Origin of the sequence: Streptomyces sp. B5E4 (genome assembly GCF_039871555.1) — a bacterium.
Classification (GTDB): domain Bacteria; phylum Actinomycetota; class Actinomycetes; order Streptomycetales; family Streptomycetaceae; genus Streptomyces.
Genome location: NZ_JBDPMI010000005.1, coordinates 224,826 through 243,895, shown reverse-complemented (window position 1 = coordinate 243,895; position 19,070 = coordinate 224,826). Strand labels below are relative to the sequence as shown.

Below are 19,070 nucleotides of genomic sequence, written 5' to 3'. Positions count from 1 at the left end.
CATCCGGTGAGGGGGCGCGCGGCCCGCAACGGCGAGGCGGAGCCGGGGCGCGGGGCGGTGCGGGCGGCGGCGCGCTCGCCTGCCGGCGCCGGGCGCCCCGGCCGGGTCTCCCGGCCGGGGCGCGGACGTAGGGGCTACTCGCCGGCGGTACGCACCGGCGGCAGCGGCTTCTTGCCCATGCCCATGCCGCGCATCACGGCGCCGACCACGCCGCCGATGGGGATGATCACCAGGCTCAGCCAGAACAGCAGGGGCTGGTCCATCACCATCAAAGCGCCCGAGACGCAGAACCCGATGAAGATGATGACCACCGCGGTCCATGCGGCCGGCGTGTGTCCGTGGTCGTGGTTCTCCGCCATTACTGCACTCCTTGAAACGTACAACCGCTCATATCACCAGACGGCGCCATTGTCCCCGATCGGTCCATGCCTCCGACGACGGGGGCGGGTCAGCGCTCGCGGGTGGGGTCCTCGCCGCGGTCGAGGGCCTTCCACAGTTCCTCGGGCCGCTCCGGATCCACGGGTGCGGCCCGCCGCGGGCGGGCGGCGGCGCCGGCGCCGGGGCGCTCGTAGCGCCCGGACATCGCGGGCCAGCCGGAGCCGTAGCGCAGTGCGAGCAGCCCGGCGCAGAGCAGCAGCACGCCGCCGGCCAGGCTCACCCAGGCCCAGGCGGTGTGGCTGACGGCGGCGACCGCGGCGTCGGTGAGGCCGGCCGCCTCGGCGCCCCGGTCGTCGAGCGCGTCGGTGTCGGAGGCGCCGAGGGCGGAGGCGGCGATCACGCCGACGCCGCAGAGCGTGAGCAGGGCGGCGACGACGGTGCGGCCGGCGCGGCGGACGGCGAAGACGGCGACGAGCGCGGCGAGCCCGACGATCGCCAGTGCGGACGGCACGCCGGTGACGTCCCGGCCGCCGGCGGTGACGGGCAGCACGGCGTCCGCGACGGGGGTGGCGGCCTCGCCCTCGGCCCAGGTGCGGCCGGCGGCGACGAGGACCGCGGCGGCCCCGAGCGCGCCGGAGAGCAGGGCGGCGGCGAGGGGGGTGCGGGAGCCGGACGGATGTGTCACCCCGCCAGTGTCTCGCACCCGTCGGGACCGTTTCCGGCAGGGGGGCGCGGCCTACCCCGCCGCCTCCCGGCCGGCCTGTGACAAGTGCCCCGCCGCGGCGACCGCCCGCAGCACCGCCGCGGCCTTGTTGCGGCACTCCGCGTCCTCGGCCGCCGGGTCGGAGTCCGCCACGATGCCGGCGCCCGCCTGCACGTACGCCGTGCCGTCGTGCAGCAGCGCGGTGCGGATCGCGATGGCGGTGTCCGCGTCGCCGGCGAAGTCCAGATACCCGACGCAGCCGCCGTACAGCCCGCGCCGCGTGGGCTCCAGCTCCTCGATGATCTGCAGCGCCCGCGGCTTCGGTGCCCCCGACAGCGTCCCGGCGGGGAAGCAGGCGGTGAGCACGTCGAACGCGGTACGTCCCGGGGCGAGCCGGCCGGTGACCGTGGAGACGATGTGCATGACGTGGCTGTAGCGCTCGATCGACATGAAGTCGACGACCTCGACGCTGCCGGGCTCGCAGACCCGGCCGAGGTCGTTGCGCCCGAGGTCGACGAGCATCAGGTGCTCGGCGCGCTCCTTCTCGTCGGCGAGCAACTCCTCGGCCAGCGCCACGTCCTGCTGCGGCGTCGCCCCACGCGGGCGCGTACCCGCGATGGGGTGCAGCAGGGCGCGCCCGTCCTCGACCTTGACCAGCGCCTCGGGGCTGGAGCCCACGATGTCGAACGCGCCCCCGCCGGCGCCGGTGTCGGGCAGCCGGATCAGATACATGTACGGGCTGGGGTTGGTGGCCCGCAGCACGCGGTAGACGTCGAGGGCGCTCGCGGCGCACGGCGTCTCGAACCGCTGCGAGGGCACGACCTGGAACGCCTCCCCCGCCCTGATCCGCTCCTTGATGTCCGCGACGGCCGCGCGGAATTCCGCGCCGCCCCACAGCTCCCCGTACTCCGGCAGCGCGGACGGCGGCAGCGGCGCCGCGCAAGCGGCGGTGGGGCGGGCGAGGTCGGCGGTCATCGCGTCGAGCCGGGCGACCGCGTCCTCGTACGCCTCGTCGACGCCCGTGTCGAGGTCGTTGTGGTTGATCGCGTTGGCGATCAGCAGCACGCTGCCGTCCCAGTGGTCGAGGACGGCGAGGTCGGAGGTGAGCAGCATCGTCATCTCCGGCAGCCGCAGGTCGTCGGCGGTGCTGTCGCCGATGCGCTCCAGCCGCCGCACGGTGTCGTACCCGAGGTAGCCGACCATGCCGCCGGTGAAGGGCGGCAGCGCGTCCCGGCCGTCGGCGCCCTCGTGCAGGTCGCGCGGGGTGTGCAGGGCCTCGACGGTGGCGCGCAGCGCGGCCAGCGGGTCACCCCCGGTGGGCAGGCCGACGGGCGGGGTGCCGAGCCAGTGGGCCCGGCCGTCGCGCTCGGTCAGAGTGGCGGCGCTGCGCACGCCGACGAACGAGTACCGCGACCACGTGCGGCCGTTCTCCGCGGACTCCAGCAGGAACGTGCCGGGGCGCTCGCCGGCGAGCTTGCGGTACAGCCCCACGGGGGTGTCGCCGTCGGCGAGCAGCCGTCGGACGACGGGGATGACGCGGCGGTCCTTGGCCAGCGTGCGGAACGTCTCCCGGTCCGGAGTGGTCACTCGGCGCCGCCCAGGGTGAGCTCGCGGCCGTCGAAGCAGGTGCGGCTGCCGGTGTGGCAGGCGGGGCCGACCTGGTCGACGCGGACGAGCACGGTGTCGGCGTCGCAGTCGAGCGCGACCGACTTCACGTGCTGCACGTGCCCGGACGTCTCGCCCTTGACCCAGTACTCCTTTCGGCTGCGGCTGTAGTACGTGCCGCGGCCGGTGGTCAGCGTGCGGTGCAGCGCCTCGTCGTCCATCCACGCCAGCATGAGCACTTCGCCGCTGTCGTACTGCTGCACGACGGCGGGCAGCATGCCGTCGGCGTTCCGCTTCAGGCGCGCCGCGACGGCGGGATCGAGGTCGGAGGGCCGCGCGGGCCGGTTGCCGGTCATGGGGCCATTGTGCCAACAGGGACGGACACACCACGGTGCCGGAGGGCGCGACGCGCGCGGCCGGGGATGGCCCCTTCCCGTACATCGGAACGTGTCGATAGGGCATGCTTCGCCCATGACCAACCCTCCTCCGGATCCGCCCGCAAGACCCCGCGGGCCGAAGACCGCCGCCACCGCCGCGGTGGCCGCGATCCTGCTCGTCGCCGTGGCGGTCGCCGCCTTCCTCGCGCTGCGCGGCGGGGACGACGGCGGGACGCAGGCGGGCGGCCCGCGGCCGCAGGGCAACGCGGAGCGGCCGGCGGGTCAGGACGGCATCGGCGGGGCGGAGACGAAGAGCGCGAGCGCGGGGTCCGCGGCGGGCACGGCGGACGCGCGGGGGGATCTGGAGCCGAGCGAGTCGCACATCCCCTACGTGGTGCTGCGGACCGGCGAGTGCTTCGACCACCCGTCGCTGGACACGAGCGTCGAGTCGGTGGAGACCCGTCCGTGCAGCGGCCCGCACGACGGCCAGGTCATCGGCAACCGCACGCTCAGCGGCGACTTCCCGGACGGCGACGCGCTGGACGACCAGGCGCTGGGGCTGTGCCGGCGGGCCGCGGAGGAGAAGCTGGAGACGATGCCGGCGGACGGGCGGCACTACTTCTACTACGCGCTGTACCCGACGCTGACGACGTACGAGTACCAGAGCCAGGACGAGATCTCCTGCGCGCTGACGCTCAGCACCGAGCCCGACGGCCCGAAGCTGACCCGGCCGCTCCCGTGACCCCCCGCCCGCCTCGCGCGGGCGGGGGCTCCCGGCGCGGCCTTGCGTGCCCCGGTGTCACCGGCGGTCGTAGGGTGGCCGCATGACGACCCATGCGAAGCGGGAACGGCTTCTCCTCGCCGATCTGCTGGAGGGCGCCGGACCCGAGGCACCGACGCTGTGCGCGGGCTGGACGACGTACGACCTGGCCGCGCACGTGGTGGTGCGCGAGCGCCGGCAGGACGCGGCGGGCGGCATCCTGTTCAAGCCGCTGCAGAACCGGCTGGAGCGCGTGCAGGCGGAGTTCCGGCAGAAGCCGTACGAGGAACTGGTGCAGCTCATCCGCAGCGGGCCGCCGCGGTTCTCGCCGTTCGCCCTCAAGCAGGTCGACGAGGCCGCGAACGTCGTGGAGTTCTACGTCCACGCCGAGGACGTCCGCCGTGCGCAGCCCGACTACGCGCCGCGGGAGCTGGACCCGGTCTTCTCCGACACGCTGTGGCAGCGGCTGGAGCGCGGCGCGCGGATGATGGGCCGCAAGTCGCCCGTGGGGCTGGTGCTGCGCCGGCCCGACGGCCAGACGGCGGTGGCCCACCGGGGCGCGCCTGTGGTCACGGTGACCGGGGAGCCCGCGGAGCTGCTGCTGTTCGCCACCGGGCGGCAGGAGGCGGCGAAGGTGGAGCTGGAGGGCGACGAGGACGCCGTGGCGCAGGCGCGCTCGGCGCCGCTCGGCATCTGACGCCGCCCGGCGGCGAGTTGTGCCGGACGCCCGCACGATGTGCCGGATCCGCTACGGGGCCGGGGCGGGCGGCGGGTCCGGCAGCGGGCCCGTACCGACGCCCGGGCGCGGGCCGCGGGCGCGGGGCAGTTCCGCCCGGCGTACCGCGGGCGCGGCGAGGCAGACGACGGCGCCCAGGCAACTGAACGCGCCGCAGGCGAGGAAGACGGGCGCGCTGCCCCAGGCGCCGATGGCCGCGCCGACGAGCGGGTAGCACAGCGGTGCGAGCCCCAGTCCGGTCAGGCTGGTGGCGGCGGTGACGCGGCCGAGGTAGGCGGGCGCGGCGGAGGTCTGGATCAACGCGTACGCCAGTCCGCCGCAGACGCCGCCCGCGAGCCCGCCGAGTCCGCAGGCGGCGACCGCGAGCCCGGGGGAGGGCGCGAGCGCGACGCACCCGAGCGCGGCGCCGGCGGCGACGAGCGTGGCGACGTGGACGAGGCCGGGGCGCGGCAGCCGGCCGGTGACGGCCAGGAGGAGCGCACCGGCGCCGGCGCCGAGGCCGAACGCGCCGACGAGCCAGCCGAGGCCGGCGGCGCCCCAGCCCCGTTCCGCGGCGAGGAGGACGAGGCCGACGTTGAGCGGGCCGTTGAGGCCGAACTCGCTGAGGGCGCCGGAGAGGACGAGCGGCCCGATCAGCCGGTGCCCGCGCACGTACCTCAGCCCCTCGCGCAACTCCCGCCCGGCGCCTGTCGGATGCCCGCCTGCCGCTTCCCCGGCGGGCGCGGCGGGCAGGGGCCGTACGCGCAGCGTCAGCAGCAGCGGCACCGACGCGGCGAACAGCAGCCCCGCCGCCGCGAACGCCGCCGCGGGACCGCCCAGCACCAGCGCGTACCCGGCGACGGGCGCCGCCGCGGCGCCGCCGAGGCGCAGGGCCAGCGCCCGCAGCCCGGCGATACGGGCCAGTTCCTCCGGCGGCGCGATCCGCGCCGGGAGGGCGCCGACCGCGGGCAGGAACAGCGCGTCGACCACCCCGAACGCGAGCGCCACCGCGACCAGCGGCCACAGCCCCGGCGCGGCGGTCCCCAGCGCCGCGGCGACGCCCAGGATGAGGACACAGCGCGCCGCGTCGGCGCCGATGACGACCTTGCGCGGCCCGAAGCGGTCGGCGACCACTCCCCCGCCGAGCATCAGCACCGCGCGCGGCACCGAGCCGACCGCCATCACCACCCCGGTCTCCGCCGGACCCGCGACCCGCTGCGCGGCCCAGCCGAGGGCGAGGAAGAACACGCCGTCGCCGAGTACGGACAGGGCGTACGCGACGAGCCACCGCAGGACGCCGGCGTCGCGGTACGCGGGCACGGGCGCGGGCCCCCGGCTCAGGGGCGGAAGGGGAAGCCGTAGAGATGGAGGGCGACGGTCTCGCGCCCGGCGGGGCCGGTCTCCGCCGCCTGTGCCGCCTCGGCCCGCTCCCGCCACCGGGTGACGAAGGCGCCCATCTCCTCCGCCAGCTCCTGCAGTTCGCCGGCCGTCAGCCGCACGGTGTACTCCGAGCTGAACGCCGCCCGCGTCCACTCCCGCTCCCACCCGGCCTGCTGGTCCAGGTAGTTGAGATACGTGCGGCTCCGGGTGGCCAGCAGCTCGCGGGTGACGCCCGTCAGCGCCGCCGTGCCCTCCGGGGTGTCGTCGAAGTCCGCGGCCCGGAAGGTGAACGACCGCTCCGCCGAGACCCGCCACCAGCGCTCGCGCCCGTCCCTGCCCTGCTCCGCCGCCTCCTCGATGAAGCCGTGCTCGGCGAGCTTGCGCAGGTGGTAACTGACCAGCGACACCGCCGCGTCGGCCTGCTCGGCGAGGTGCGACGCGGTGGCGGTACGGGCCGCCGTCAGCAGCCGGTACAGCTCGATGCGCAGCGGGTGGGTGAACGCCTTCAGCTGCTCCAGCTCGGTGATCCGCTCAGGTTCTCGCCCCATGTGGGGACCGTAGATACGAAAGAAGTATTGCGCAAGAGTTCTTTCGCAATCGTGGGCAGCTCCACCGTGACCCGGAGCCCGCCCGCGGCGCGCGGGGTGACGGTGAGCGTGCCGTCGTGGGCCTGGGTGAGCGTCTTGACGATGGCCAGGCCCAGGCCGACGCCCGCGTGGTCGGTGCGGATGCGCTCGGTCCCGCGCCGGAACGGCTCGGTGAGCGTCGCGGCCAGCCGGGGGTCGATCCGCGCGCCGGTGTTCTCGACGGTGAGCGCGACGGTCGTGGGGCGCACGCCCGTGGTGACCCAAACCGCGCCGGCCTCGGGCAGGTTGTGGACGATCGCGTTGTGGACGAGGTTCGAGGTGAGCTGCAGCAGCAGCGCCGGAGATCCGCTCGCGGGGGTGAGGTCGCCGGCGGTCTCCAGCTTGACGCCGTGCCGTTCCGCGAGCGGGAGCAGCGTCTCCGCGGCCTCTTCCGCCAGCAGCGACAGGTCGACGGGCTCCGGCGTGAAGGCGCGCTGGTCGGCGCGGCTGAGCAGGAGCAGCGCCTCGGTCAGGTCGATGGCCCGGGTGTTGACGGCGCGCAGGCGCGTGAGGAGTTCACGGGTGTCCCGGTGCGGATCGGTACGGGCCACGTCCAGGAGCGTCTTGGTGATGGCGAGCGGGGTGCGCAGTTCGTGCGAGGCGTTGGCCGCGAACCTCCGTTGCTCCGCGACGTGCGCCTCCAGGCGGGCGAGCATCGCGTCGAAGTCGTCGGCCAGTTCGCGGAACTCGTCGCTGCGGCCCGGCAGCCGGATCCGGTGGGAGAGCGATCCGCTGGTGGCCTTCCGGGTGGCGTCCGTGATGCGGGTGAGGGGGGCGAGCATCCGGCCGGCCAGGAACCACCCGCCCACCAGGCCGAACACCAGCAGGAAGACCACCACCCCGCCCGCGGTGGGCACGAAGGAGCGCAGGATGAGGTTGCGGTTGGGGCTGAGGCCCTGGGGGGTGTAGTAGGTGTGGACGGGCACGTAGCGCAGCAGGCACACCCAGACCGCGGCGAGCAGCACGAGTCCGGCGAGCATGACGAAGCCGGCGTAGCTGAGGGTGAGCTTCATGCGGACGCTGAGTCCGGGCAGCCTACGCACCGGGCTCACCGTCGCCGTCGCCCGACGCGGTGTCGATGCGGTAGCCGACGCCGGGCACCGTGGCGATCAGCCAGGGCTCGCCGAGCCGTTTACGCAGGGCGGAGACGGTGATGCGTACGGCGTTGGTGAACGGGTCGGCGTTGGCGTCCCAGGCCCGCTCCAGCAGTTCCTCCGCGCTGATCACACCGCCCTCCGCGGCGACGAGGACGTCGAGCACGGCGAACTGCTTCCGGGTCAGGGCGACGTACCTGCCGTCCCGGTAGACCTCGCGGCGGAACGGGTCGAGCCGCAGCCCCGCGATCTCCCGCACGGGCGGCCGGATGTGGGCGCGCCGGCGGTCGAGCGCGCGGAGCCGGAGCGCGAGCTCGCGGATGTCGAAGGGCTTGGTGAGGTAGTCGTCGGCGCCGAGGCCGAAGCCGGTGGCCTTGTCGTCGAGCCGGTCGGCCGCGGTGAGCATGAGGATGGGCATGCCGCTGCCGGAGTCGACGATGCGCCGGGCGATCTCGTCGCCGGAGGGCCCGGGGATGTCGCGGTCCAGGACGGCGATGTCGTACGAGTTCACGCCCAGCAGTTCCAGGGCGGTGTCCCCGTCCCCCGCGATGTCGCCCGCGATCGCCTCCAGGCGGAGGCCGTCGCGGATGGCCTCCGCCATAAAGGGCTCGTCCTCGACTATCAGCACGCGCATGCGTCGATGCTACGAGCGGACGCATATCGTCCGTGTATAGAAAACCGCATACGCACCGGCAACGCCCCGCCGCCTGCACTGGCGGAATGACTCGAACGCGACGATCGGCGCGCAGAAGGACCCACCGCATTCGCACACTTCTGGGCGTCGGCGGGATCGCCGTCATCGTGGCGGTCGTCGCGCCGCTCGGCTTCCGGTCGATGCAGACACCGTCCGGCTCTTCCTCCTCGCCCGCCCCCGTCACCCCGGCTTCCTCGGGGGCACCGGAGCCGGCCGGGCCGCCGGAATCCCCGCAGCGCAAGCGGGACGGCCCGGCCGGCGAGGCCGACGGTGTCGTCCCTGAGGGCACGACGGTTTTCGACGACGCGATTCCGGCGGTGACCGAACTCGACACCGGTTTCCTCACGGCCCTTCGTGAGGCGGCGACGGACGCCGCACCGTACGGAGTGGAAATCCGGGTCAATAGCGGCTGGCGTTCTCCGGCGTACCAGGAGCAGCTTCTCCGCGAAGCGGTCGGGAAATACGGATCGGAAGAGGAGGCCGCCCGGTGGGTGGCCACTCCGGAGACCTCTCCGCACGTGTCGGGCGACGCCGTGGACATCGGGGAATCCGACGCGCAGATGTGGCTCTTCGAGCACGGCGCGGCCTATGGGCTGTGCCCGGTCTACCGGAACGAGCCCTGGCACTACGAGCTGCGCACCGAGGCGATCGGCAGCCGCTGCCCGCCCATGTACGCCGACCCCACCCAGGACCCGAGGATGCAGAGTTGAACGAGCGAGTTCCCACGATGACGAAGCCGGACCCGGCGGACAGCGCGGAAGCGGCACGCACGGCGGACACCGCGGATGCCGCGGATGCCGCGGATGCCGCGGAGAACACCGACACCGCAGACACCCGGCGGCGCGGCACCCCGCCCGCGGCTCTCCGCCGCGCGGCCCGCGCCCTCCGCCGCCCCGCGCCCTGGCGGCGGGGCCTCGTGCTCGCGGCGCTTGCGCTGCTGCTCGGCCTGCTCATGGCGCTGCACGCGCGGATCCCGAGCGGCGAAATGAACCTCGGCAGCTTCGTGGAGACCTTCCTGCCGTGGCTCGGCCTCTTCGTCCTCCCGCTGCTCGCGGGGGCGCTGTGGCGCCGTTCGGCGTCGGCCGCGGTCGCGCTGGTCCTGCCGGTCACGGTGTGGCTGAGCCTCTTCGGCGGACTGCTCACCGACAAGTCCCGGCCGGGCAGCGACCTCACGGTCGCCGGCCACAACGTCGGCGCCGCCAACCCCGACCCGGCCGGCACCGCCCGCGACCTGGCCGCCTCCGGCGCGGACCTGCTGGCGCTCCAGGAGCTCACCGACACGGCGCGGCCGCTGTACGAGGCGGAGTTGGCGAAGACGTACCCGTACCACACCACGAGGGGCACCGTCGGGCTGTGGAGCAAGCTGCCGCTGTCGGACACCCGGTCCGTCGACATCGCGATGCACCCGGCGCGCGCGCTGCGCACCACCGTGGCCACCGAGCGGGGCCCGCTGGCGGTGTACGTGGCCCACCTGGGGTCCGTGCGCGTGAACCCCCGCGCGGGCATGTCGACGGCCCAGCGAGACGCGGGCGCCGAGGCGCTCGCCGCGGCCGTCGCCGCCGAGCCGACCGAGCGCGTGGTGGTGCTCGGCGACCTCAACGGCACCGTGGACGACCGGGCGTTCGACGGTCTCACCGACCGGCTGCGCTCGGTCCAGGAGGAGGCGGGGAACGGCTTCGGCTTCAGCTGGCCGGCCGGTTTCCCGGTGGCGCGGATCGACCAGATCCTGGTACGCGGCGTGGAGCCGCGGAGCGCCTGGCTGCTGCCCGCCACGGACAGCGACCACCTGCCGGTGGCGGCGGGCATCGCCTGGTGAACGACGGCTGCGGGGCACCATGTGCCGGATAACCCGGTTTCACGGGATCTGACAGGAAAATGACACCGCGCGCGCCGAGGCATTGACGTGCCCCTGCGTCGTTGCCAGACTCCGCGGCCGAGTTCTCCTCGGCGGCCTCCATGGGGGAGCAGCCCCGTCGGCCGGCCTCCGATGCCCATGCAGCACACCCGATGCGCTGAGGAGTGTTCTCGTATGCGGTCAACCACCACACGCAGACAGGCGGTCACCGGCCTCCTCGGCACCGCGGCGGCGCTCGGCGCCGGCACGGCCGCCGCCGGCCCCGCGGCGGCCCGCTCCGGCGGCGCGGCGGGGTCCGGTTCGTACGCCCGGCTGCTGGCCGGGGCGCTGGTCCGCCGGATGACCCTGGAGGAGAAGGTCGGCCAGCTCTTCGTGGTCGAGGTCGCCGGGCAGGACGCGGACGACGTGACCGACGCGGCCGCCGCCGTCAACGAGCGGCGCTACGGCGTCCGCACCCCCGCCGACGTCGTACGCAAGTACCGCCCCGGCGCCGTCATCTACTTCAGCGCCCGCAACGACGACAACCTCCGCGACGCCCGCCAGATCGCCCGGCTCTCCAACGGCCTGCAGCGCGCCTCGCTCGCGCAGCGCCGCGGCGTCCCGCTGATCATCTCCACCGACCAGGAGAGCGGCCTCGTCCAGCGGCTGCCCACCCCGCCGGCCACCGAACTGCCCGGCAGCATGGCGCTGGGCGCCACCTACTCGACCGCCGACGCCCAGCGCGCCGCGGAGATCACCGGGCGGGAGCTGGCGGCGCTGGGCATCAACCAGAACTACGCGCCCGTCGCCGACGTCAACGTCAACCCCGACAACCCCGTCATCGGCCTGCGCTCCTACGGCGCCGACCCGCAGCAGGTCGCGCGCATGGTCGCGGCGGCCGTACGCGGCCAGCGCCGCGGCGGCGTCGCGTCCGCGGCCAAGCACTTCCCCGGCCACGGCGACACCGGCCAGGACAGCCACCTCCTGCTGCCGCGCATCGAGCACACCCTGGAGCAGATCCACGAGCTGGACCTGCCGCCGTTCCGGGCCGCGATCGCCGCGGGCCTGGACACGGTGATGACCGCGCACATCCTCGTTCCCGCGCTCGACGACGGCGTGCCCGCCACCATGTCGCACCGCATCCTGACCGGGCTGCTCCGCGAGGAGCTGGGCTTCGACGGCCTGATCGTCACGGACGCGCTGGACATGGGCGGGGCCACGTCCCAGTACCCGCCGGAGCGGGCGTCGGTGGCGGCGTTCGCGGCGGGCGCGGACATGCTGGTGCTGCCGCCGCAGATGGACGTCGCGTACGCATCCGTGCTCGCAGCCGTACGCGGCGGCGAGATCGGCGAGCGGCGGCTGGAGGAGTCGGTGGTGCGCATCCTGGCGCGCAAGATCGACGAGGGGCTGTACGTCGGCCCGTTCGTCGACGAGCGCCGGGCGGAGCGGATCGTCGGGAGCGCCGCGCACGTCGCGGACGCGCGGGCGCTCACCGGGCGGGCGGTGACGCTGGTGAAGAACGACGCCGGGCTGCTGCCGCTTGCCGCCGGTACGCGACGGGTGCTGGTCGCCGGATGGCAGACGACGTCGGCGCCGGCGCTGGACCGGCTGGCGCAGGCGGTCGGGGCCCGGAGCGGGCAGACCACCACCGTGCTGGCGACGGGCGGGACACCGGCCCAGGCCGTGATCGACGCCGCGGTGGCCGCGGCGCGGGACCACGACCTGGTGCTGGTCAGCGCCAACGCGGCGGCCGGCGCGGAGCCGGTGGCGCAGCGGGGCGCGGCGCAGGCGGCGCTGGTGCGGGCGCTGCTGGCGTCGGGCACGCCGGTCGTGGTGATGGCGGTGCGCAACCCGTACGACGTACGCCGGTTCCCGGAGGCGCCGGCGTACCTGTGCACGTACGGCACGGGGGCGGGGGTGCTGACGCGGGCGGTCGACGCGCTCTACGGCGACCTGCGGCCGACGGGACGGCTGCCGGTGGCGATCCCGGAGCTGGGGACGACGGGCTCCGCCCTGTACCCGCTGGGGCACGGGCTGGAGTACTGAGGCGGCGCGGCGCCGCGGACATCTGCGTACGGCCGCGGCGCCCGCTCAGCTCCCCGCTCCCCCGCCCACCGCGCTGATCAGCAGCCGGCGCAGCTCCCGCGCCGCCCGGGGCGGCGACACGTCGCCCCGGTGCGCCACGGAGATCGTCCGGTGCAGCCCGGGGGCCGCGAACGCCGTCGTCCGCAGCCCCGAGCGCTTTGCGACCATGCTCGGCACCACCGCCACCCCGAGCCCGGCCCGCACGAACCCCAGCACCGCGTCCATCTCCCCGCCCTCCACCCCGAACTCCGGCTCGAAGCCCGCCTCGCGGCACGCCGCGACCGTCAGCTCCCGCAGGTCGTACCCGTGCCGGAACATGGCCAGCGGCCGCCCGCGCAGATCCCCGATCCGGATCCCCCGGCCCGCGCCGCCCGCCCCCGTGACCGGCGGCGATTCCGGCGACGAGACCACGACCAGTTCCTCGCGCAGCAGCTCCGTCGTCGTCAGCGCGGGCGCCTGCCCCGCCAGCGGCGTGATGACCAGCGCGAGGTCCAGCTCGCCGGCCGCGAGCGTCCGTACGAGATCCTGCGAGCCGTCCTCGTGGACGTGCAACTCGATGCCCGGGTAGCGGGCGTGGAACGTGCGCAGCGCGTCCGGCACCAGGCTCGCGCAGAGGCTCGGCGTGGCCCCCAGCCGCACCCGCCCCCGCCGCAGGTGCGCGACCTCCTGGACCTCCCGCCGCGCCGTCTCGGTGTCGGCGAGGATCCGCCGCGCCAGCGGCAGCAGCGCCTCGCCCGCGTCGGTGAGGGTGATGTGCCCGCGGGCCCGGTGGAACAGCTCGGCGCCCAGCTCCCGCTCCAGCGCCCGTACGGACTGCGACAGCGACGGCTGCGCCACGTGCTCGCGCTCGGCGGCCCGGGTGAAGTGGCGGGCCTCGGCGACGGCGGCGAAGTAGCGAAGCTGCTGCAGGTGCATGGGTCCAGCGTAGGCGACGATAGTCATTGCCTATCGAAAGCAGCGAATTCATGTCTTGGACGGATCCCGGGTCTCCTCCCTACCGTCACAGTCATGGCCCTGACCACCAAGCCGGCGTCGAAACCGGCCGCGGGCAAGCCCGCCCCGGAGTCGCCGGCCCGCCCGCGGGGCGCGGCATACCCGCCGTCGCTCCTCGCGCTGCTGTGGCGCTCGACCGTCGGCAAGAAGACGGTGCTGGCCGTCACCGGCCTGATCATGCTCGCCTACCTCGTGGCCCATCTGATCGGCAATATCAAGATCTTCTACGGTGCCGAGGAGTTCAACGACTACGGCCACTGGCTGCGCACCCTCGGCGGCCCGGTCCTGCACTACGAGTGGGCCCTGTGGATGATCCGCGTCGTGCTGGTCGCCGCCGTCGTGCTGCACGGCGTGGCCGCGTACCAGCTCAGCCGCCGCGACATCGCCGCGCGCCCGGTCGCCTACGTCCACAAGCGCCGCCGCGCGAGTTACGCCACCCGCACCATGCGCTGGGGCGGGGTGATCCTTGGCCTCTTCATCGTCTGGCACATCCTCGACCTGACGACGCTGACCGTGAACGAGAACGCCCAGACCGGCCGCCCGTACGAGAACACCGTCGCCACCTTCTCCACCTGGTACGGCAACGTCGTCTACATCACCGCCATGCTCGCCCTCGGGCTGCACCTGCGGCACGGCTTCTGGAGCGCCGTACAGACCCTCGGCGCCGCGAGCCCGGCCCGCGAGCGCGGCCTCAAGGCCGTCACCAACGCCCTTGCACTGGTGCTGACCTGCGGCTTCATCTCCATCCCCGTGGCCGTCATGACGGGAGTCGTGAACTGAAGATGTCACCGGCATTCGCGCAGTACACCGAGGGCGAACCCGTCGCCGACACCGCCGCCCCGCCCGGCGACATCGCCGAGCGCTGGGACCGCCGCCGCTTCACCGCCCGGCTGGTCAACCCCGCCAACCGCCGCCGCTACCGCGTCATCGTCGTCGGTACCGGCCTCGCCGGCGGCGCCGCCGGCGCCACCCTCGCGGAACAGGGCTACCAGGTCGTCCAGTTCTGCTACCAGGACTCCCCGCGCCGTGCCCACTCCATCGCCGCCCAGGGCGGCATCAACGCCGCCAAGAACTACCGCAACGACGGCGACTCCGTACACCGGCTCTTCTACGACACCGTCAAGGGCGGCGACTTCCGCGCCCGCGAGTCCAACGTGCGCCGCCTCGCGCAGGTCTCGGTCGAGATCATCGACCAGTGCGTCGCGCAGGGCGTGCCCTTCGCCCGCGAGTACGGCGGCCTGCTCGACACCCGCTCCTTCGGCGGCGTCCAGGTCTCGCGCACCTTCTACGCCCGCGGGCAGACCGGACAGCAGCTCCTCCTCGGCGCGTACCAGGCGCTCTCCCGGCAGATCGAGGCCGGCACCATCGAGATGCACCCGCGCACCGAGATGCTCGACCTGATCGTCGTCGACGGCCGCGCCCGCGGCATCGTCGCCCGCGACCTGGTCACCGGGCGGATCGAGACCCACCTCGCCGACGCCGTCGTGCTCGCCACCGGCGGCTACGGCAACGTCTTCTACCTCTCCACCAACGCCAAGAACTCCAACGCCACCGCCATCTGGCGGGCCCACCGCCGCGGCGCCTACTTCGCCAACCCCTGCTTCACCCAGATCCACCCCACCTGCATCCCGCGCTCCGGGGACCACCAGTCGAAGCTGACGCTGATGAGCGAGTCGCTGCGCAACGACGGCCGCATCTGGGTGCCCAAGGCGCACGGCGACACCCGCCCGCCGAACGCCGTCCCGGAGGACGAGCGCGACTACTACCTGGAGCGCCTCTACCCCTCCTTCGGCAACCTCGTCCCCCGCGACATCGCCTCGCGCGCCGCGAAGAACGTCTGCGACGAGGGCCGCGGCGTCGGCCCCGGCGGCCAGGGCGTGTACCTCGACTTCGCCGACGCCGTCCGGCGGCTGGGGCGCGCGGCGGTCGAGGAGCGGTACGGCAACCTCTTCGAGATGTACGAGCGGATCACCGCGGAGGATCCGTACCAGGTGCCCATGCGCATCTACCCGGCGATCCACTACACGATGGGCGGCCTGTGGGTCGACTACGACCTGCAGACCACCGTCCCCGGCCTCTTCGCCATCGGCGAGGCGAACTTCTCCGACCACGGCGCCAACCGTCTCGGCGCCTCCGCGCTCATGCAGGGCCTGGCCGACGGCTACTTCATCCTCCCCGCCACCATCGGCGACTTCCTCGCCCGCCGGCCCCCCGAGCAGGTCTCCCCCGACCACCCGGCGGTCGCCGAGGCCGTCGCGGACACCGAGGACCGCCTGCACCTCCTCCTCGCCGTCGACGGCGACCGCACCCCCGACTCCTTCCACCGCGAGCTGGGCGAACTGCTGTGGGACGAGTGCGGCATGGCCCGTACGGAGCCGGGGCTGCGCAAGGCGCTGGAGCGGATCCCGGCGCTGCGCGAGGAGTTCTGGCGCCGGATCAAGGTGCCGGGCACGGGCGCGGAGCTGAACCAGTCGCTGGAGAAGGCCAACCGCATCGCGGACTACCTGGAGCTGGCCGAGCTGATGTGCCTCGACGCGCTGCATCGCGCCGAGTCGTGCGGCGGCCACTTCCGCGAGGAGAGCCAGACCCCGGACGGCGAGGCGGCCCGCGACGACGAGCACTTCTCGTACGCGGCCGCCTGGGAGTTCACCGCCACCGGCACCGCCCCGGTCCTCCACCGCGAGGACCTCGCATTCGACTACGTCATCCCCACGCAACGGAGCTATCAGTGAAGGTGACCTTGCGGGTCTGGCGGCAGCCGGGCCCCGAAGCGGCGGGCGGGATGGTCTCGTACGAGGTCGGGGACGTCACGCCGGAGATGTCGTTCCTGGAGGTGCTGGACACCCTCAACGAGCGGCTGATCCTCGCCGGCGACGAACCCGTCGCCTTCGACCACGACTGCCGCGAGGGCATCTGCGGGGCCTGCGGCGTCGTCATCAACGGGCAGGCGCACGGGCCGGAGCGGACGACGGCGTGCCAGTTGCACATGCGGTCGTTCGCGGACGGGGACGTCATCGACGTGGAGCCGTGGCGGGCGGCGGCGTTCCCGGTGGTGAAGGACCTGGTCGTGGACCGCTCGGCCTTCGACCGCATCATCGGCGCCGGCGGCTACATCACCGCCCCCACCGGCAGCGCCCCCGACGCCCACGCGACCCCGGTGCCCAAGCCGGCGGCGGAGACCGCCTTCGAGCACGCGGAGTGCATCGGCTGCGGCGCATGCGTGGCGGCCTGCCCCAACGGCTCGGCGATGCTGTTCACCGCCGCGAAGGTGGTGCACCTGGGCGCGCTGCCGCAGGGGGCGCCGGAGCGGGAGTCGCGGGTGCTGGACATGGTCGGCCGGATGGACGACGAGGGCTTCGGCGGCTGCACGAACACCGGCGAGTGCGCGGTGGCCTGCCCGAAGGGCATCCCGCTGCAGGCGATCTCGTCACTGAACCGCGAATTCCTGCGCGCCGCCCGGAAGTCGGCGTAGCCGCCCGCCGATCCCCCCGGATGGCTGCTCCTCCTCACCCCGCGTGGCCGTCCGGGACTGCGGGCACCCGGACGGCCCTCGCCGGAGCCGCGAGGGTCAGCCGAAATCGTCGGGGATGATGCGGAGTTTCCGTGCGATGCGGTCGAGCGCCTTCTGGTCGGCCGCGTTGAGTGAGTCCAGGACGACGCGGCGTACGGAGCGCAGGTGCGTGGGCGCTGCCCGGTGCACGATGCCGAAGCCGTCGTCGGTGAGTTCGGCGAGGGTGTAACGGCCGTCGGCCGGGTCGGGTGTCCGCACGATCCAGCCCCGCTGTTCACAGCGTTTGACGACGTTGGACAGGCGGGAGAGCGACCCGCTGGCGAGGAAGGCGAGCTCTCCCATCCGCAGCTTGCGCCGCGGGGCCTCGGAGAGATGACTGAGCACGAGGTACTCGAACAGGGTGAGGCCGTGCTCCTGCCGCAGCGGCGACTCCAGCTTGCCCGGCAGCAGCAGGACGAGGGAGATCAGCCCCGTCCACGCCGCCTTCTCCTGCTCGTCGAGCCAGCGCAGCTCTTCGTCGTCCTCGTGTACGCCCGTGCCGCTCGTGGGCCCTTCCGTGCTGCTCATGGACCGTCCCGCCCTTCCGGCGATGCTCGCCATCACTTTGCGCTTGAAGTCATCCCTTGCTAGTATCACTTTACGCGTGAACTCACGAACGAGGAAACGCACCCCATGGACAGGAAGAGGAAGCACCATGAGCACCGTCACTTTCGGCATCGTTCCGGGCTACGGCGAGAAGCTGCACGAGGCTCTCGGCTACAGCGGGGCGGTCCGCGTCGGCGACCGGGTCGAGATCTCCGGCCAGGCCGGGGTCGATGACGACCTGGTCATCCCCGACTCGCTGGAGGACGAGATCGTCCGGGCCTTCGACAACGTGGAGCGCGCGCTCGCCACGGTCGGAGCGACCTGGAGGGACGTCATCCACGTCAACTCCTACCACAAGGTCGCACCGGGCGATGACGTCATCGGCGACGACCACAACAGGGTCATGGCCGAGCAGTTCCGCCGCCGCCTCGGCGGCCGTGCGCCGATCTGGACCGAGACCGGCGTCACGGTCCTGGGCCTGGCCGAGATGCGGGTGGAGATCCGCGTCACCGCCATCGCCGGCTCCGGGAACTGAACGGCGGACCACCGCGGGACACCGCCCCGGACCCGGCGGACGGGATCCCGTCGACCCGCCCGAGCACGGAGGGACACCCCCTGCGCGGCGCCGCCGCCCGCCTCGTCGCGGCGGCGCCGCGGGCCCGGCCGCGGGGGGTGTGGACGTCCCCGGCGGACTGGCCTTTACTGCTCCGCATGAACACGATGAACGCTGCCGTTCTCGGCCCCGGCGGGGTCGGCGGGCTGCTCGCCGGGCTGCTGGCCCGGGCCGGGCACCGGGTGACCTGTGTGGCCGGCGCCGCCACCGCCGGCACGCTCCAGGCGGACGGAATCACCGTCAACAGCAGACAGTTCGGCGACTTCGCCACCCACGTGGCCGGAGACACCGAACTGCGCGCGCCGGTGGACCTGTGCATCGTCGCCGTCAAGGCCACCGCCTTCGACGCGGCACTGGAACGGGTGCCCCCCGCGGCGCTCGGCGACGCGCTCGTGGTGCCGCTGCTCAACGGCGTCGACCACATGGCCGCCCTGCGCGGGCGCTACCGGCCCGAGCAGGTCGCCGCGGGCACGATCACCGTGGAGTCCACCCGGGTCGCCCCCGGGCTGATCGAGCACGGCAGCCCGTTCACCAGGCTCTCGCTCGCCTCCGCCACCGCACCGCGCGAGCGGCTGGAGGCCGCCGCGCGGGTGCTGACCGACGCCGGTGCCGAGGTCCAGGTCCGGGACGACGAGCCGAGCGTCCTGTGGACGAAGATGGCCTTCCTCGCGCCGATGGCGCTGCTCACCACCCGCCACGGCCTGCCCGTCGGCGGCGTACGGACCGAGCACCGGGACGAGATGCTGGCGCTGCTGGCGGAGACCGCGGCGGTCGCGAGCGCGGGCGGGGCGCAGGTGGACGCGGAGGCGGTCGCCTCGATGTACGACGCCTTCCCGGCCCGTACGAAGTCCTCGATGCTCCGCGACGCGGAGGCGGGCCGTCCCCTCGAACTCGACGCCATCGGCGGCGCGCTGCTGCGCGCCGCGCGGTCGCACGGGATCGCGGTGCCGGTGGCGGAGCGGCTGGTCGCGGAGATCGGGGCGCGGGCGGGCGCGTAGTCGCGGCGCACCCTACGAACAGTGAAGACGCCCGTCTTCCGGGGCGGGCTCTTCACAACACTTCTTTGAGCTGTTAGCCTCGCAGCGCGATATGGGAGCGCTCCCACACTTCACACACC

Annotated in this window: 20 protein-coding genes; 10 read left to right on the top strand and 10 right to left on the bottom strand. The window is 73.9% G+C overall.

The window, feature by feature from the left end; genetic code table 11:
* Positions 1 to 134 precede the first annotated feature (134 nt).
* The 4 genes from ABGA99_RS09885 to hisI all read right to left on the bottom strand — a co-directional run bounded on the left by ABGA99_RS09885 (position 135) and on the right by hisI (position 3,042).
* Positions 135 to 359: an HGxxPAAW family protein gene (locus ABGA99_RS09885; RefSeq protein WP_125934314.1), complete on the bottom strand. Its 225-nt coding sequence runs from the start codon at positions 357 to 359 to the stop codon at positions 135 to 137.
* Between the two features lie 89 nt (positions 360 to 448).
* The gene (locus tag ABGA99_RS09880; RefSeq protein WP_347575522.1) at positions 449 to 1,063 is read right to left on the bottom strand and encodes a TIGR02234 family membrane protein; all 615 of its coding nucleotides are present in this window, start codon (positions 1,061 to 1,063) and stop codon (positions 449 to 451) included.
* Positions 1,064 to 1,114: 51 nt separating this feature from the next.
* Positions 1,115 to 2,668 (bottom strand): anthranilate synthase component I, encoded by a 1,554-nt coding sequence (locus ABGA99_RS09875; RefSeq protein ID WP_347575521.1) that lies wholly within the window; start codon positions 2,666 to 2,668, stop codon positions 1,115 to 1,117.
* On the bottom strand, positions 2,665 to 3,042 hold the full coding sequence (gene hisI / locus ABGA99_RS09870; RefSeq protein ID WP_347575520.1) for a phosphoribosyl-AMP cyclohydrolase: 378 nt from the start codon (positions 3,040 to 3,042) through the stop codon (positions 2,665 to 2,667). The genes ABGA99_RS09875 and hisI overlap by 4 nt, the downstream gene beginning before the upstream one ends.
* Before the next feature lie 115 nt (positions 3,043 to 3,157).
* Between hisI and ABGA99_RS09865 the strand changes: the two genes are divergently transcribed.
* Positions 3,158 to 3,805, top strand: a complete 648-nt coding sequence (locus ABGA99_RS09865) for a hypothetical protein (RefSeq protein WP_347575519.1) — start codon at positions 3,158 to 3,160, stop codon at positions 3,803 to 3,805.
* An 82-nt stretch (positions 3,806 to 3,887) separates the two neighbouring features.
* Positions 3,888 to 4,520 carry a TIGR03085 family metal-binding protein gene (locus tag ABGA99_RS09860; protein ID WP_347575518.1) on the top strand — a complete coding sequence of 211 codons (633 nt, stop codon included), beginning with the start codon at positions 3,888 to 3,890 and terminating at the stop codon, positions 4,518 to 4,520.
* Positions 4,521 to 4,571: 51 nt separating this feature from the next.
* Here the strand turns inward: ABGA99_RS09860 and ABGA99_RS09855 are convergent, their stop codons facing one another.
* Genes ABGA99_RS09855 through ABGA99_RS09840 form a run of 4 tightly spaced genes read right to left on the bottom strand, consistent with a single transcriptional unit; the run spans position 4,572 to position 8,272 of the window.
* On the bottom strand, positions 4,572 to 5,858 hold the full coding sequence (locus tag ABGA99_RS09855) for an MFS transporter (RefSeq protein ID WP_347582477.1): 1,287 nt from the start codon (positions 5,856 to 5,858) through the stop codon (positions 4,572 to 4,574).
* A 17-nt stretch (positions 5,859 to 5,875) separates the two neighbouring features.
* The gene (locus tag ABGA99_RS09850; RefSeq protein ID WP_347575516.1) at positions 5,876 to 6,466 is read right to left on the bottom strand and encodes a helix-turn-helix domain-containing protein; all 591 of its coding nucleotides are present in this window, start codon (positions 6,464 to 6,466) and stop codon (positions 5,876 to 5,878) included.
* Complete coding sequence (locus tag ABGA99_RS09845; protein WP_347575515.1) at positions 6,424 to 7,587, bottom strand: HAMP domain-containing sensor histidine kinase; 1,164 nt, start codon at positions 7,585 to 7,587, stop codon at positions 6,424 to 6,426. Before ABGA99_RS09845 ends, ABGA99_RS09850 begins: the two co-directional genes overlap by 43 nt.
* Positions 7,580 to 8,272, bottom strand: a complete 693-nt coding sequence (locus tag ABGA99_RS09840) for a response regulator transcription factor (RefSeq protein ID WP_347575514.1) — start codon at positions 8,270 to 8,272, stop codon at positions 7,580 to 7,582. Before ABGA99_RS09840 ends, ABGA99_RS09845 begins: the two co-directional genes overlap by 8 nt.
* Before the next feature lie 86 nt (positions 8,273 to 8,358).
* On the opposite strand from ABGA99_RS09840, the gene ABGA99_RS09835 reads away from it, so the two are divergent.
* The 3 genes from ABGA99_RS09835 (at position 8,359) to ABGA99_RS09825 (ending at position 12,212) form a co-directional block, all read left to right on the top strand.
* Complete coding sequence (locus tag ABGA99_RS09835) at positions 8,359 to 9,042, top strand: M15 family metallopeptidase (RefSeq protein ID WP_347582476.1); 684 nt, start codon at positions 8,359 to 8,361, stop codon at positions 9,040 to 9,042.
* A 17-nt stretch (positions 9,043 to 9,059) separates the two neighbouring features.
* Positions 9,060 to 10,148 (top strand): endonuclease/exonuclease/phosphatase family protein, encoded by a 1,089-nt coding sequence (locus ABGA99_RS09830; protein ID WP_347582490.1) that lies wholly within the window; start codon positions 9,060 to 9,062, stop codon positions 10,146 to 10,148.
* A gap of 213 nt (positions 10,149 to 10,361) precedes the next feature.
* Positions 10,362 to 12,212, top strand: a complete 1,851-nt coding sequence (locus ABGA99_RS09825; RefSeq protein ID WP_347575512.1) for a glycoside hydrolase family 3 protein — start codon at positions 10,362 to 10,364, stop codon at positions 12,210 to 12,212.
* Between the two features lie 45 nt (positions 12,213 to 12,257).
* Here the strand turns inward: ABGA99_RS09825 and ABGA99_RS09820 are convergent, their stop codons facing one another.
* A complete protein-coding gene (locus ABGA99_RS09820) occupies positions 12,258 to 13,166 on the bottom strand; it encodes a LysR substrate-binding domain-containing protein (RefSeq protein WP_347575511.1) in 909 nt (302 codons plus the stop codon).
* 93 nt (positions 13,167 to 13,259) lie between these two features.
* Between ABGA99_RS09820 and ABGA99_RS09815 the strand changes: the two genes are divergently transcribed.
* From ABGA99_RS09815 to ABGA99_RS09805, 3 genes are read left to right on the top strand one after another with little or no spacing between them, the layout of a single operon-like run.
* Entirely contained in the window at positions 13,260 to 14,024 is a 765-nt protein-coding gene (locus ABGA99_RS09815; protein WP_347575510.1) for a succinate dehydrogenase, read from the top strand.
* Positions 14,025 to 14,026: 2 nt separating this feature from the next.
* Complete coding sequence (locus ABGA99_RS09810) at positions 14,027 to 15,976, top strand: fumarate reductase/succinate dehydrogenase flavoprotein subunit (protein ID WP_347575509.1); 1,950 nt, start codon at positions 14,027 to 14,029, stop codon at positions 15,974 to 15,976.
* Positions 15,973 to 16,716 (top strand): succinate dehydrogenase/fumarate reductase iron-sulfur subunit, encoded by a 744-nt coding sequence (locus tag ABGA99_RS09805; protein ID WP_347582475.1) that lies wholly within the window; start codon positions 15,973 to 15,975, stop codon positions 16,714 to 16,716. Before ABGA99_RS09810 ends, ABGA99_RS09805 begins: the two co-directional genes overlap by 4 nt.
* Before the next feature lie 96 nt (positions 16,717 to 16,812).
* On the opposite strand, the gene ABGA99_RS09800 is transcribed toward ABGA99_RS09805, so the two are convergent.
* Positions 16,813 to 17,322, bottom strand: coding sequence for a MarR family transcriptional regulator (locus ABGA99_RS09800; RefSeq protein ID WP_347575507.1), 510 nt, complete (start codon positions 17,320 to 17,322; stop codon positions 16,813 to 16,815).
* 127 nt (positions 17,323 to 17,449) lie between these two features.
* Here ABGA99_RS09800 and ABGA99_RS09795 point away from each other — a divergent pair, with 127 nt between their 5' ends.
* Positions 17,450 to 17,875: a Rid family hydrolase gene (locus ABGA99_RS09795; RefSeq protein WP_347575506.1), complete on the top strand. Its 426-nt coding sequence runs from the start codon at positions 17,450 to 17,452 to the stop codon at positions 17,873 to 17,875.
* Between the two features lie 185 nt (positions 17,876 to 18,060).
* On the top strand, positions 18,061 to 18,951 hold the full coding sequence (locus tag ABGA99_RS09790) for a 2-dehydropantoate 2-reductase (RefSeq protein WP_347582489.1): 891 nt from the start codon (positions 18,061 to 18,063) through the stop codon (positions 18,949 to 18,951).
* The last annotated feature ends 119 nt before the right edge of the window (positions 18,952 to 19,070 follow it).

What these genes read in the sequence shown, in the direction of transcription:
- ABGA99_RS09815 (WP_347575510.1), top strand. Translation starts at nt 13,260, where the DNA reads ATGGCCCTGACCACCAAGCCGGCGTCGAAACCGGCCGCGGGCAAGCCC.
- ABGA99_RS09850 (WP_347575516.1), bottom strand. Translation starts at nt 6,466, where the DNA reads ATGGGGCGAGAACCTGAGCGGATCACCGAGCTGGAGCAGCTGAAGGCG.
- ABGA99_RS09820 (WP_347575511.1), bottom strand. Translation starts at nt 13,166, where the DNA reads ATGCACCTGCAGCAGCTTCGCTACTTCGCCGCCGTCGCCGAGGCCCGC.
- ABGA99_RS09835 (WP_347582476.1), top strand. Translation starts at nt 8,359, where the DNA reads ATGACTCGAACGCGACGATCGGCGCGCAGAAGGACCCACCGCATTCGC.
- ABGA99_RS09800 (WP_347575507.1), bottom strand. Translation starts at nt 17,322, where the DNA reads ATGAGCAGCACGGAAGGGCCCACGAGCGGCACGGGCGTACACGAGGAC.
- ABGA99_RS09830 (WP_347582490.1), top strand. Translation starts at nt 9,060, where the DNA reads ATGACGAAGCCGGACCCGGCGGACAGCGCGGAAGCGGCACGCACGGCG.
- ABGA99_RS09860 (WP_347575518.1), top strand. Translation starts at nt 3,888, where the DNA reads ATGACGACCCATGCGAAGCGGGAACGGCTTCTCCTCGCCGATCTGCTG.
- hisI (WP_347575520.1), bottom strand. Translation starts at nt 3,042, where the DNA reads ATGACCGGCAACCGGCCCGCGCGGCCCTCCGACCTCGATCCCGCCGTC.
- ABGA99_RS09885 (WP_125934314.1), bottom strand. Translation starts at nt 359, where the DNA reads ATGGCGGAGAACCACGACCACGGACACACGCCGGCCGCATGGACCGCG.
- ABGA99_RS09825 (WP_347575512.1), top strand. Translation starts at nt 10,362, where the DNA reads ATGCGGTCAACCACCACACGCAGACAGGCGGTCACCGGCCTCCTCGGC.
- ABGA99_RS09865 (WP_347575519.1), top strand. Translation starts at nt 3,158, where the DNA reads ATGACCAACCCTCCTCCGGATCCGCCCGCAAGACCCCGCGGGCCGAAG.
- ABGA99_RS09790 (WP_347582489.1), top strand. Translation starts at nt 18,061, where the DNA reads ATGAACGCTGCCGTTCTCGGCCCCGGCGGGGTCGGCGGGCTGCTCGCC.
- ABGA99_RS09795 (WP_347575506.1), top strand. Translation starts at nt 17,450, where the DNA reads ATGAGCACCGTCACTTTCGGCATCGTTCCGGGCTACGGCGAGAAGCTG.
- ABGA99_RS09810 (WP_347575509.1), top strand. Translation starts at nt 14,027, where the DNA reads ATGTCACCGGCATTCGCGCAGTACACCGAGGGCGAACCCGTCGCCGAC.
- ABGA99_RS09840 (WP_347575514.1), bottom strand. Translation starts at nt 8,272, where the DNA reads ATGCGCGTGCTGATAGTCGAGGACGAGCCCTTTATGGCGGAGGCCATC.